Genomic DNA, 12,150 nt, shown 5'->3' with positions numbered 1-12,150 from the left:
AAGTAGCGCAAGGAGGCGCCATGAGCACCGCGACCATCGCCCGCGACATCGACGCGGACGGGCAGGCGCGTTTCGACGAGATCATCGCCGCCGACGACAAGATCGAGCCGGCCGATTGGATGCCCGACGCCTACCGACGCACGCTGGTGCGGCAGATCTCGCAGCACGCGCACTCCGAGATCATCGGCATGCAGCCCGAGGGCAACTGGATCACGCGGGCGCCGAGCCTCAAGCGCAAGGCGATCCTCATGGCCAAGGTGCAGGACGAGGCGGGGCACGGGCTGTACCTCTACTCCGCCGCGCAGACCCTCGGCACCGCGCGCGAAGAGATGTACGAGCAGCTCCTCACCGGCAAGGCGAAGTACTCCTCGATCTTCAACTACCTCACACCGACCTGGGCCGACATGGGCTCGATCGGCTGGCTCGTCGACGGCGCGGCGATCTGCAATCAGGTGCCGCTGTGCCGTGCGTCGTACGGGCCGTACGCCCGGGCGATGATCCGCATCTGCAAGGAGGAGTCGTTCCACCAGCGCCAGGGATTCGAGGTCCTCCTCGCGCTCATGAACGGCACCGAGGCACAGCGCGAGATGGCGCAGGAGTCGGTCGACCGCTGGTACGCGCCGGCGCTCATGATGTTCGGACCGCCCGACGACGCGTCGCCCAACTCGGCCCAGTCGATGGCGTGGAACATCAAGCGCTTCTCGAACGACGAGCTGCGCCAGCGCTTCGTCGACATGATCGTGCCGCAGGCCGAGATCCTCGGGGTGACCCTTCCCGACCCCGATCTGCGCTGGAACGACGAGCGCGGCCACTGGGACTACGGCGAGCTCGACTGGGACGAGTTCCGCGCGGTGCTCGCCGGTCGCGGCCAGGCCAACAGCATCCGCATCGCCAAGCGCCGCCGCGCGCACGAGGACGGCGCGTGGGTGCGCGAGGCCGCCCGCGCCTACGCCGCGAAGCGGCACTCGAGCCCCGAGGAGGTGGCGTCATGACCGGTCCCGGTGCGACCGACGGCGGGCGGCGCGAGACGTGGCCGCTGTGGGAGGTGTTCGTGCGCTCGGCGCGCGGGCTCTCGCATGTACACGCGGGCTCGCTCCACGCCCCCGACGCGCAGCTCGCGCTCCACAACGCGCGCGACCTCTACACCCGCCGCGGCGAGGGGGTGTCGATCTGGGTCGTGCCGTCGGCCGCGATCGCGGCATCCGATCCCGACGCGCGCGGTGCCTTCTTCGAGTCGCCGCAGGGCAAGGACTACCGCTACCCGACCGCGTACACGGCTTCGGCCGACGTGCCGCACCTGTGAGGCTCCGATGATCGACCGTCTCACGCTGCTTCAGAAAACGGATGCGAAGACGGATGCCGCTGCCGAGGCATCCGGAACCCCCATGCCCGCGCCGAGCGACGTCGTGGCGCGATACGCGCTCGGCCTCGGCGACGATGCGCTCATGCTCGCGCAGCGACTCGGGGAGTGGATCTCGAACGCCCCCGAGCTCGAGGAGGACGTCGCCCTCGGCAACATCGGGCTCGACCTGCTCGGCCACGCGCGGGCGCTGCTGACGTACGCGGGCTCGGCGTGGGGCAAGACCGAGGACGACCTGGCGTACTTCCGCGACGAGCCGGAGTTCCGCAATCGCTGGCTGTTCGAGCTGCCGAACGGCGCGGGCGGGCTCGATTTCGCCTTCACGATCCTGCGGCAGCTGGTCGCGTCGCTGTACTTCGGCGCCTTGTACCGGCGGCTCGCAGCCTCATCCGATGCCCAGCTGGCCGCGATCTCTGCCAAGGCGGTCAAGGAGGTCGCGTATCACGCCGAGCACGCGACGCTGTGGACGCTGCGCCTCGGTCTCGGCACCGACGAGTCGCACCGCCGCATGACGCGCGCGCTCACCGACCTGTGGCCGTTCGTCGGTGAGCTGTTCGACCCCGACGCGGCCGCCGATGCGCTCGCCGCGGACGGCGTCGCGGTCGCACCGGAGTCGCTGCGCGACGAGGTGCTCGCGGCGATCGGGGCGGTGCTCGAAGACGCCGGGCTCGCGGTGCCCGACGTGCCGTTCGCCCAGGGCGGCGGCCGGCTGGGCCGGCACTCCGAGCAGTTCGGCCGGCTCATCGGCGAGATGCAGGCGCTCGCCCGTGCACACCCGGGGGCGACATGGTGACCACGACGGGCCGCAACTCCGCCACAGCCGAGCGCCCGCCCGCCCGGCCGTCGGTTTCTCGCGGGCCGGGCCGGCGCGCAGCCGAATCGAGGCGGAGTCAGGGCACGCCTGAGGCGATGCTCGAGAGGGAGGCTCGGCCGCGGCCCGCGGCTGCGGAGCTGGCGGAGGTGTGGGATGCCGCGGCCGGCGTCCTCGACCCCGAGCTGCCGGTGCTGACGATCGCCGACCTCGGCATGCTGCGCGGCGTCGAGCTCGACGGCGACGTCGCGGTGGTGCGGATCACGCCGACGTACTCGGGGTGCCCCGCGATCGACGCGCTGCGCGCCGACATCGTGACCGCGCTCGCCGCCCTCGGCCGCGAGGCACGGGTCGAGGTCGTGCTGAGCCCCGCGTGGACCACGGACTGGATGAGCGACGAGGGCCGCCGCAAGCTCGAGGAGTTCGGCATCGCGCCCCCGCGCCCGCGCGGCACCGACGGGCACGTCGCGCTCGGTCTCGGCATCCGCTGCCCGCAATGCGGGTCGCTGCACACGCGCGAGCTGTCGCGCTACGGCTCCACCTCATGCAAGGCGCTGTGGCAGTGCCAGGCATGCGGCGAGCCGTTCGACCGATTCAAGGAGCTGTGATGACGGATGCCGTGACCGCCGTCCGTGCACCGGATCAGGCCTCCGCTCCGGGCGACGAGACGACGTCGACCGGCCGGCGTCGTGCGGTGTTCCATCCGCTGCGCGTCGAGTCGATCCGCCCGCTCACCGCGGACGCGATCGAGGTGGGCTTCGCGGTGCCGCCCGAGCTCGCCGACGCGTTCGACTACCGGCCCGGTCAGCACATCGCCCTGCGGATGACACTGGACGGCGACGAGGTGCGCCGCAGTTACTCCCTCTGCCGGGCGCCCTCGTCCGGCGCGGCGTCTCCGACCCTCAACGTCGCGATCAAGCGCGAACGAGGCGGCGCGTTCTCGACGTGGGCCCTCGAGCACCTGGCGCCGGGCGACGTGCTCGAGGTGATGAGCCCCGACGGCCACTTCACGCCGCACGGCCGCTACGAACGCCCGGCGCGGTTCGCCGCGATCGCCGCGGGCTCGGGCATCACGCCGGTGATGGCCCTCATCGAGCACCACCTCGGCGAGCGGCCCGACGACACCTTCGACCTCGTGTACTCGAACCGCACGGCCGTCGACGCGATGTTCCTCGACGACCTCGCCGACCTGAAGGACCGCTACCCCGCCCGGCTCGCCGTGCACCACGTGCTGACGCGTGAGCGGCGGCCGGCCGATCTCTTCTCGGGCCGTCTGGATGAGGAGCGGCTCGAGAAGCTGCTGACCCGCGTCGTGCCGACCGATGCGATCGACGAGTGGTTCCTGTGCGGTCCGTTCGAGCTGGTCGAGCGTGCGCGTGCGGTGCTGCTGCGACTCGGGGTCGAGGCATCCGCGATCCGTGTCGAGCTGTTCTCGACCGGTCGCCCCGACGAGAACGCCGGTCCGCGGCGCCCGCCGGTCGAGGCCGCGCCGGGCGAACCGGTCCGCACCATCGCGTTCCGCCTGGACGGCACGAGCGGCACCGTGACGACGCCGGTGTCGGCAGGCGAGACGATCCTCGCCGCCGCACTGCGCACACGGGGCGACGTGCCGTTCGCGTGCGCGGGCGGCGTGTGCGGCACCTGCCGTGCCGTCCTGCGCGAGGGCACGGTCGACATGGCCCAGAACCATGCCCTCGAGCCCGACGAGCTGGCGCGCGGGCTCATCCTCACGTGCCAGTCCGTGCCGACCAGTGACACCGTCAGCGTCGACTGGGACGCCTGAACCCGAAGGAGCCCCGTGATCGACCTCGCCATCGACGGTGCCGTCGCCGAGATCACCCTCAACGCCCCCGACAAGCTCAACGCGCTCTCGCTCGACGCGCTCGACGAATTGGATGCTGCCTACACCGATGCCGAGGCATCCGGCGTCCGCGCCCTCGTGCTGCGCGGCGAGGGGCGTGCCTTCTGCGCGGGCCGCGACATCGCGGGGGTCGATCCCGAGACCGACGACGTTCCCGCATACCTCGGCGCGGTCGAGCGCGTGATGCGGCGGATCGCGTCGTTCCCGGCCCCGACGTTCGCCGCCGTACACGGGGCGTGCCTGGGGGTCGGGCTCGGTCTCGCGATCGCGACCGACGTCGTGTACGTCGCCGACACCGCAAAGGTCGGCTCGCCGTTCGCGAACCTCGGCGCGCTGCTCGACTCCGGCGGCCATGCGCTCCTCTACGAGCGGCTCGGCGCGCACCGCGCGCTCGACCTCATCTACACCGGCGACCTGCTGGCAGGAGCCGAGGCGGTCGCGGCCGGGCTGTTCAGCCGCGCCCTGGCAGCCGACGAGGTGCTCGCGTTCACGCGCGAGCGGGCGGCGGTCGCGGCATCCGGCCCCACCGCCGCGTTCCTCGCGTCGAAGCGGCTCATCGCGCGGCTGCGTGACGAGCGGCTGTGGGATGCCGTGACCGAGGAATCCCGCGGGCAGGAGGCGCTGCGCGCCACCGCCGACTACCGCGAGGGCTTCGCCGCGTTCCAGCAGAAGCGGCGGCCCGAGTTCCGCGGGGAGTAGCGTCCACGCGGGCCGCGACGGGGCTCGGGGCGTTTCGTCTCGGTCGCTGCGCGCCCTCGCTCAACGACCGGGGGTCGGTGCCGGAGGTCGCTCGACGAGCGTGTTCCGGGTCGTTGAGCGAGCGGAGCGAGACGAAACGCGGTTGCCTGGTCGTTGAGCGAGCGGAGGCTCGGGGCGTTTCGTCTCGGTCGCTGCGCGCCCTCGCTCAACGACCGGGGGTCGGTGCCGGAGGTCGCTCGACGAGCGTGTTCCGGGTCGTTGAGCGAGCGGAGCGAGACGAAACGCGGTTGCCTGGTCGTTGAGCGAGCGGAGGCTCGGGGCGTTTCGTCTCGGTCGCTGCGCTCCCTCGCTCAACGACCGGGGGTCGGTGCCGGAGGTCGCTCGACGAGCGTGTTCCGGGTCGTTGAGCGAGCGGAGCGAGACGAAACGCGGTTGCCTGGTCGTTGAGCGAGCGGAGGCTCGGGGCGTTTCGTCTCGGTCGCTGCGCTCCCTCGCTCAACGACCGGGGGTCGGTGCCGGAGGTCGCTCGACGAGCGTGTTCCGGGTCGTTGAGCGAGCGGAGCGAGACGAAACGCGAGCCGCGCGCTACGAGTTCACGCGGATGATCTCCTGCTGGTACGGGGCGACGACAGCGCCCGAGATGCGGCAGTCGAGCACGAGGAAGCGGCGGGATGCCTCGGGCTCGGCGGCCCAGGACGCCAGGCGGTCGAGGTCGTCCATGCGGCGCACCACGACGCCCTCGGCGCCGACGCCGCCCGCGAGCGCCGCGAAGTCGACCTCGGGGATGAGCATGGGCTCCTTCGCGAGGCCCTTGAGCCCGTAGAGGTTGACCTCGGCACCGTAGGCGGCGTCGTTCCAGACGACCGCGAGGCCGCGGCCGCCGGCGACGCGCACCGCTGTCTCGAGGTCGGCGAGGGCCATCAGCCCGCCGCCGTCGCCCGTCGTCAGGACCACGGTCGACGACGGCTTCGCCAGTGCGGCGCCCGCAACCGACGGCCAGCCCTGACCGATCGACTGGAACGCGGTGCCGATCATCATCATGCGGTCGGGGGAGGCGACCGGCCAGAACATGTTCGCCCACCCGATGAAGTGGCCGCCGTCCGACACGACCACGCGGTCTTCGGGCAACAGCTCGCCGATGCGCGCGGCGACCGATCGCGGATCCAGTCGCCCGTCCGGGGCGACACCCTCGCCGGCGTCGTGCCGACGTGCCGCGGCGAGATCGACCGACTCCCGCCAATCGCTCGGCTCCGCCGCGATGCGGTGGACCTCATGGGCGATCGTCTCGGCCACCGCGCGGGCGTCCCCCCGCACATATCCCGAGACGTGGGGGTGGGTCGCCGTCGGCGCGACGTCCACCTGGAACACGCGGGTGCCGGGTGCGAAGAGGTCGCCGAACCGCATCGTGAACTGGTTGAGGGATGCCCCGAACACCACCGCGACGTCGGCTTCGTGCACGAGCGCCATCGCGCCCTCGGCGCCGAACCCGCCGGTCACACCGAGGTCGAACTCGGGCTTGGGGAAGATGCCGCGACCGAGCGCGGTCGAGGCGGTGAGTGCGCCGGTCGCGTCGGCGAGAACGCCCAGCGCCTCGCCCGCGCCCGAGATCCACGCGCCGCGCCCTGCCAGGAGGAACGGGCGACGCGCACCGGCGAGGGCCTGCCCGATCTCGTGCACGGTCGCCTGCGTGAAGGGTCCGCGAGTGACGAGCGGGGCGGGCAGCCGCGGATCCGGCGCCTCGGGCACCGGTCCGGCATCGCGCGCGGCGACGTCGTAGGGGATCGCGAGCACCGTCGGCACCCGGTAGGTCAACGCGTGCTCGATGGCGATGACCGTGGTGGCCGCGGCATCCGCTCGCCCCACCGTGTAGGTGCGCGCGCCGACGGCCGATGCGAGGGCGATCTGGTCGACGTCCCACGGGCGCGGGCCCGACGTCGGCTCGTCGCCCACGACGAGCACGAGCGGCACGTGCGCCTGCACCGCCTCGGCCAGCGCCGTCAGCGTGTTGGTGAACCCGGCGCCGTACGTCGTGGTCGCCGCCGCGAGGCGACCGGACGCGCGGTGGTACGCGTCGGCCGCCACCACGCCGCCCGCCTCGTGACGCACCGCGGTGAACTCCACGTCGGTCGAGCGCTCGAGCGCGTCGAGGAAGTAGGCGTTGCCGTTTCCCATCACGCCGAACACGTGGTCGATGTGGCGGGCGAGGGTCAGCGCGACGTGGGCGGAGACCGAGGTCATGGCAGGGGCGGGCATGGCGAAGCCTTTCGAGACGGAACGGATGCTGATCCCGATGCGCTCTCGACGAGCGCTGAACGGGACTCCGGATCGAGCTCGGCTCGATCCGGCGGACGCCGTATGTGTCTCGCGCGTGCGCGCTGCGTGCCCTTTTTTCGAGCACCGGCGGGCGTCGATGCCGCCGGACGTGTCGAGTATAGGACGTGCGCCAGGATAGGACTCATGAAGACGATCCAGCTGCGCCGGTACACGCTCGTCGACGGGGAGTACGACGCCTTCGTCGCGTGGTGGAGCGAGTGGATGCCTCGCGTCCGGCCCGCAGCCGGGTTCGAGATCGAGTTCGCCTACGGTCTGCCCGAGACGAACGAGTTCGTGTGGGCGGTCAGCACGCCCGGCGACGAGGAGGCGTTCCTCGCGACCGAGAAGACGTACATGGCCTCCGACGCGCGCGCCGAGGCGTTCGCCGGCGTGCCGCAGCGCGTGGCCGAGTACAACATCCGCTTCGTCACGGCGTACTGACCGGGGCGCTCGGGTTCTGCGGCGGTGCGAGGCGTTTCGTCTCGCTTCGCGGATCCTGAGTAGCGACGAAGGAGCGTATCGAAGGGCGCTCAACGACCGGAGCCCGGCCTGGGCACGCCGCCTACCCTCCGAGCGCCTCGCGGATCGCCGCGGCCGACCGGGTGAGGCGTGCCGCGATCTCGTCGTCGCTGTGCGTGCTCGCGACGAACACGACCGCGATCGCGGCCGGGCCGCGCCCGCGCACCGTGAGCGGCACGGCGACGGCGCGCAGGCTCGGGATGACCTCGTCGTGGCTGGTCGCGAAGCCGCGGGCTCCGGCATCCCGCACCTCCGCCGCCAGCGCCGCTGAGACGCCGGCCGGCCACGACGACTCGGGCACGAGCGACAGGATCGCCTTGCCGGGGGCGCCGCGCGTGATGGGATGCCGCGTGCCCGGGCGCTGAGCGACGGGGTTGACCGCGTGCCGCGGCTCGACGCTCGACAGGGTCACGCATTCGTCGTGGTCGAGCACGGTGAGGAAGCACGTCGCACCCAGGTCGCCGGCGACCGCAGTCAGCTCGGGCAGGGCCTCGGCCTGCAGATCGTGCGCGACACCGGCGGCGAGGGCTGCCAGGCGCGCACCGAGCTCGAGGTGACCGGTGGCGTCGCGTTCGACGAGTCCGTGGTCCTCGAGGGTGCGCAGCAGACGGTAGGCCACCGAGCGGTGCACGTCGAGGCGGCGGGCGATCTCGTCGATCGAGAGGGGACCGCGCGCATCGGCGAGCACTTCGAGGATCCGGATGCCGCGGCTCAGCGTCTGCGACGCGGGCGCGGTGGTGGCGGCAGGAGACATCACGACTCGCACTCTTGCCCGTCGGGGGCAGGTCATATAAGATCTGTTCAATAGTAGAACGGTGTGTTCGAATATAGAACACACCTCCCTCCGGCCACAAGCCTCGACACCGTCGTCCGAGGAGGACACCCCGATGCAGTTCCATCACCACGGCTACGTCTCGGGCGACCCGCGCGTGCAGGACGCCGCCGGCACGGGCATCGACAGGCCGGCCGAGCTCCCCGACGAGATGGACGTGCTCATCGTCGGCTCGGGTCCGGCGGGCATGCTGCTCGCCGCCCAGATGTCGCAGTTCCCGGGGGTCACCACGCGCATCATCGAGCGCCGCGACGGCCGGCTGGTCCTCGGCCAGGCGGACGGCATCCAGCCGCGCAGCGTCGAGACGTTCCAGGCGTTCGGGTTCGCCGAGCGCATCACCGCCGAGGCGTACAACATCGCCTACATGAACTTCTGGGCGCCCGACCCCGAGAACCCCCGCAACATCGTGCGCACCGCGCGCACCGAGGACTACGCGCTCAAGATCAGCGAGTTCCCGCACCTCATCGTCAACCAGGCGCGCGTGCTCGACTACTTCGCCGAGGCGGCCGCCCACGGCCCGGGCCGCATCGTGCCCGACTACGGCGTCGAGTTCGCGGGTCTCACCGTGCACCCCGAGGGCGAGTACCCGGTCGAGGTGCGCGTGCGGCACACCGCGGGGGAGCGCGCCGGCCAGGAGCGCACCGTGCGCGCGAAGTACGTCGCGGGCTGCGACGGGGCGCGCAGTGGCGTGCGCGAGGCCATCGGCCGCAAGCACGTCGGCGAGTTCGCCTCGCACGCGTGGGGCGTCATGGACGTGCTCGTCAACACCGACTTCCCGGACTGGCGCACCAAGTGCGCCATCAACTCCGCCGCGGGCAACATCCTGCACATCCCGCGCGAGGGCGGCTACCTCAGCCGCATGTACATCGACCTCGGCGAGGTCGCGAAGGACGACGACCACCGCGTGCGGCAGACCCCGATCGACGAGATCATCCGTCGTGCGAACGAGATCCTGCGCCCCTACTCGATCGACGTGAAGCAGGTCGCGTGGCACAGCGTCTACGAGGTCGGGCATCGCGTGACCGACAAGTTCGACGACGTCGACGTCGACCAGGGCCACGACCCGCGTGTCTTCCTCGCCGGCGACGCGTGCCACACGCACAGCGCCAAGGCGGGCCAGGGCATGAACGTCTCGATGCAGGACGGCTTCAACCTGGGGTGGAAGCTCGGCCACGTGCTCACGGGCCTCAGCCCCGCGTCGCTGCTGTCGACGTATTCGGCCGAACGGCAGCCCGTCGCGCAGCAGCTCATCGACTTCGACCGCGAGTGGTCGACGCTCATGGCCCGAAAGCCCGAAGAGATCAGCGACCCGCAGGAGCTCGCGACCTTCTACCTGGGCACGGCCGAGTTCCCATCGGGCTTCATGACCCAGTACGGGCCGTCCATGATCGTGGCGGATGCCGCCCACTCCGCCGGTCATCAGGCGCTCGCCGAAGGCTTCCCGGTGGGCAAGCGCTTCAAGTCGGTCGAGGTCGTGCGGGTGTGCGACGGCAACGTCGTGCACCTCGGCCACCATGCCAAGGCCGACGGGCGGTGGCGCATCTACGCCTTCGCGGACACCGCGGCCGGGGCCTTCGCCGACGTGCCGGCGGCGGCTGCGGCATCCGCTCTCCAGTCCTGGGCCGAGTTCATGGCGTCGCCGGAGTCTCCGGTGCAGCGCTTCACCCCGGCGGGCGCCGATGTCGACGCCGTGTTCGACGTGAAGGTGGTGTACCAGCAGGCCTACGACGAGGTCGACCTCGCGCAGGTGCCCGAGCTGTTCCTGCCGAAGACGGGGCCCCTCGGGCTCATCGACTGGGAGAAGGTCTACGCCGCCGCGCCGAGCGCCTGGACGACCGACGACATCTTCGAGGAGCGCGGCCTCTCGCGCGGCGGCGTCGTGGTCGTGGTGCGCCCCGACCAGTACGTCGCCGCAGTGCTGCCGCTCGATGCGACCGACGAGCTGGCGGCGTTCCTGGGGCAGGCGTTCCTGCCGCAGCACACCGCCGCCGTGGCCGGCCGGCCCGCGTCAGCCTCGTGAGTGCGAAAACACCAGCCCGTCACGGGACACGCCGGGTGGCAGCATCCGTCATCGGCGTGTCGTCGTCACCGACTGGTGTTTTCGCCGGTGGGCAGGAGGTACAGCCGGGCGAACCCCGCACGCCGGCTGTACGCGGCGTACATGGGACCATGCCGTGACCGAGCGGCAGAATGGCCGAAAGACAGCGATTGACGGGATGCCGCGAGCCGCGGCATCCGGAACCGACAAGGGAGTCCTCGTGACCGAGAACCGTGAGACCGAACTGCTGGCGTCCGTGCCCGAGGGACTGTTCATCGGCGGGGAATGGCGCGCGGCAGCCGGCGACAAGACCCTGAAGGTCTACGACCCCTCGAACGGCGAGGTCGTCAAGGAGATCGCGAACGCGTCGCCCGAAGACGGCAAGGCCGCCCTCGACGCCGCCGTCGACGCCTTCCCGGCGTGGGCCGCGACCCCGGCGCGGGAGCGCGCGGAGATCCTGCGTCGTGCGTTCGACCTGCTGCAGGAGCGCAAGGAGGAGTTCGCGCTCCTCATGACGATCGAGATGGGCAAGCCGCTCGCCGAGGCGCGCGGCGAGGTCGCCTACGGCGGCGAGTTCCTGCGCTGGTTCAGCGAGGAGACCGCCCGGGTGCAGGGCCGCTACGGCGCCAACCCCGAGGGCACCGGCCGCATGATCGTGTCGCAGCACCCGGTCGGCCCGTGCTTCTTGATCACGCCGTGGAACTTCCCGCTGGCGATGGCGACCCGCAAGGTCGCGCCGGCGCTCGCCGCGGGCTGCACCGTCGTCATCAAGCCCGCCGAGCTGACGCCGCTGACCACCCTGTACTTCGCGAAGCTGCTCGAAGACGCCGGTCTGCCGAAGGGCGTCGTCAACGTCTTCACCACCTCGACCTCGGGCGCCGTGTCGGAGCCGATCATCCGCGACCCGCGCCTGCGCAAGCTGTCGTTCACCGGCTCGACCCAGGTCGGGCAGCGGCTGCTCGAGCAGGCCGCGCAGGGCGTGCTGCGCACCTCGATGGAACTCGGCGGCAACGCGCCGTTCGTGGTCTTCGACGACGCCGACCTCGACAAGGCGGTCGACGGCGCGATGCTCGCGAAGTTCCGCAACATCGGCCAGGCCTGCACGGCGGCGAACCGGTTCATCGTGCACCGCTCGGTCGCCGACGAGTTCGCCCGCCGCGTGACCGAACGGGTCAAGGGCATGAAGATCGGCCGGGGGACCGAAGAGGGCGTCACCATCGGCCCGCTCATCGACGACCGCGCCGTCGACAAGGCGTCGACGCTGGTGCAGGATGCCGTCGCCCGCGGTGCGTCCGTCGCCACCGGCGGCAACGCGGTCGAGGGGCCGGGCACGTTCTACGAGCCGACGGTCGTGACCGACGTGCAGCCGGGGTCCGACATCCTCCGTGAGGAGATCTTCGGACCGGTGCTCGCCATCATCCCGTTCGACACCGAGGACGACGCCGTGCGCCTCGCGAACGACACCGAGTACGGCCTCGTCTCGTACGTCTTCACCGAGAACCTCGCCCGCGGCCAGCGCATGATCGAGCGCCTCGAGACCGGCATGATGGGCCTCAACATGGGCGTCGTCTCCAACGCCGCCGCCCCGTTCGGCGGGTGGAAGATGTCGGGCCTCGGCCGCGAGGGCGGTGCCGAGGGCATCCACGAGTACCTGCAGACGAAGTACACGCTCACGCCGAACCCGTTCTGACGAGAAGGCGGTCTCCGCTTCGCGCCC

General features: G+C 71.5%; 11 protein-coding genes. 9 read left to right on the top strand and 2 right to left on the bottom strand.

Going from position 1 to position 12,150, the window contains the following annotated elements; all coding sequences use genetic code 11:
- Window positions 1-20: 20 nt before the first annotated feature.
- The 6 genes from paaA (at window position 21) to IM778_RS12510 (ending at window position 4,731) form a co-directional block, all read left to right on the top strand.
- Window positions 21-992 (top strand): 1,2-phenylacetyl-CoA epoxidase subunit PaaA, encoded by a 972-nt coding sequence (gene paaA, locus IM778_RS12535; protein WP_194409201.1) that lies wholly within the window; start codon window positions 21-23, stop codon window positions 990-992.
- Window positions 989-1,303, top strand: coding sequence for a 1,2-phenylacetyl-CoA epoxidase subunit PaaB (gene paaB, locus IM778_RS12530; RefSeq protein WP_194409200.1), 315 nt, complete (start codon window positions 989-991; stop codon window positions 1,301-1,303). The genes paaA and paaB overlap by 4 nt, the downstream gene beginning before the upstream one ends.
- 7 nt (window positions 1,304-1,310) lie before the next feature.
- On the top strand, window positions 1,311-2,153 hold the full coding sequence (paaC, locus tag IM778_RS12525; protein WP_194409199.1) for a 1,2-phenylacetyl-CoA epoxidase subunit PaaC: 843 nt from the start codon (window positions 1,311-1,313) through the stop codon (window positions 2,151-2,153).
- A gap of 116 nt (window positions 2,154-2,269) precedes the next feature.
- Entirely contained in the window at window positions 2,270-2,779 is a 510-nt protein-coding gene (paaD, locus tag IM778_RS12520) for a 1,2-phenylacetyl-CoA epoxidase subunit PaaD (protein ID WP_194409198.1), read from the top strand.
- The gene (gene paaE, locus IM778_RS12515; protein WP_228484534.1) at window positions 2,779-3,954 is read left to right on the top strand and encodes a 1,2-phenylacetyl-CoA epoxidase subunit PaaE; all 1,176 of its coding nucleotides are present in this window, start codon (window positions 2,779-2,781) and stop codon (window positions 3,952-3,954) included. The genes paaD and paaE overlap by 1 nt, the downstream gene beginning before the upstream one ends.
- Before the next feature lie 15 nt (window positions 3,955-3,969).
- A complete protein-coding gene (locus IM778_RS12510; protein WP_194409196.1) occupies window positions 3,970-4,731 on the top strand; it encodes an enoyl-CoA hydratase/isomerase family protein in 762 nt (253 codons plus the stop codon).
- A 585-nt stretch (window positions 4,732-5,316) separates the two neighbouring features.
- Here the strand turns inward: IM778_RS12510 and IM778_RS12505 are convergent.
- On the bottom strand, window positions 5,317-6,969 hold the full coding sequence (locus tag IM778_RS12505) for a thiamine pyrophosphate-binding protein (protein WP_194411869.1): 1,653 nt from the start codon (window positions 6,967-6,969) through the stop codon (window positions 5,317-5,319).
- Window positions 6,970-7,188: 219 nt separating this feature from the next.
- On the opposite strand from IM778_RS12505, the gene IM778_RS12500 reads away from it, so the two are divergent.
- Window positions 7,189-7,485 carry a hypothetical protein gene (locus IM778_RS12500; protein WP_194409195.1) on the top strand — a complete coding sequence of 99 codons (297 nt, stop codon included), beginning with the start codon at window positions 7,189-7,191 and terminating at the stop codon, window positions 7,483-7,485.
- A 121-nt stretch (window positions 7,486-7,606) separates the two neighbouring features.
- On the opposite strand, the gene IM778_RS12495 is transcribed toward IM778_RS12500, so the two are convergent.
- Window positions 7,607-8,317 (bottom strand): IclR family transcriptional regulator, encoded by a 711-nt coding sequence (locus IM778_RS12495; protein ID WP_194411868.1) that lies wholly within the window; start codon window positions 8,315-8,317, stop codon window positions 7,607-7,609.
- A gap of 133 nt (window positions 8,318-8,450) precedes the next feature.
- Between IM778_RS12495 and IM778_RS12490 the strand changes: the two genes are divergently transcribed.
- Window positions 8,451-10,415, top strand: a complete 1,965-nt coding sequence (locus tag IM778_RS12490; RefSeq protein WP_194409194.1) for an FAD-dependent monooxygenase — start codon at window positions 8,451-8,453, stop codon at window positions 10,413-10,415.
- Window positions 10,416-10,611: 196 nt separating this feature from the next.
- Window positions 10,612-12,123 (top strand): NAD-dependent succinate-semialdehyde dehydrogenase, encoded by a 1,512-nt coding sequence (locus tag IM778_RS12485; protein WP_228484533.1) that lies wholly within the window; start codon window positions 10,612-10,614, stop codon window positions 12,121-12,123.
- The last annotated feature ends 27 nt before the right edge of the window (window positions 12,124-12,150 follow it).

Origin of the sequence: Microbacterium cremeum (genome assembly GCF_015277855.1) — a bacterium.
Taxonomy (GTDB): Bacteria; Actinomycetota; Actinomycetes; order Actinomycetales; family Microbacteriaceae; genus Microbacterium; species Microbacterium cremeum.
The sequence above is the reverse complement of the archived record's forward strand: the minus strand, read 5'-3'. Positions and strand labels throughout refer to the sequence as shown.

Excerpts from the sequence above, each read along its gene's own strand:
- paaA (WP_194409201.1), top strand. The coding sequence starts at position 21 with ATGAGCACCGCGACCATCGCCCGCGACATCGACGCGGACGGGCAGGCG.
- paaB (WP_194409200.1), top strand. The coding sequence starts at position 989 with ATGACCGGTCCCGGTGCGACCGACGGCGGGCGGCGCGAGACGTGGCCG.
- paaC (WP_194409199.1), top strand. The coding sequence starts at position 1,311 with ATGATCGACCGTCTCACGCTGCTTCAGAAAACGGATGCGAAGACGGAT.
- paaD (WP_194409198.1), top strand. The coding sequence starts at position 2,270 with ATGCTCGAGAGGGAGGCTCGGCCGCGGCCCGCGGCTGCGGAGCTGGCG.
- paaE (WP_228484534.1), top strand. The coding sequence starts at position 2,779 with ATGACGGATGCCGTGACCGCCGTCCGTGCACCGGATCAGGCCTCCGCT.
- IM778_RS12505 (WP_194411869.1), bottom strand. The coding sequence starts at position 6,969 with ATGACCTCGGTCTCCGCCCACGTCGCGCTGACCCTCGCCCGCCACATC.
- IM778_RS12500 (WP_194409195.1), top strand. The coding sequence starts at position 7,189 with ATGAAGACGATCCAGCTGCGCCGGTACACGCTCGTCGACGGGGAGTAC.
- IM778_RS12495 (WP_194411868.1), bottom strand. The coding sequence starts at position 8,317 with ATGTCTCCTGCCGCCACCACCGCGCCCGCGTCGCAGACGCTGAGCCGC.
- IM778_RS12490 (WP_194409194.1), top strand. The coding sequence starts at position 8,451 with ATGCAGTTCCATCACCACGGCTACGTCTCGGGCGACCCGCGCGTGCAG.
- IM778_RS12485 (WP_228484533.1), top strand. The coding sequence starts at position 10,612 with ATGCCGCGAGCCGCGGCATCCGGAACCGACAAGGGAGTCCTCGTGACC.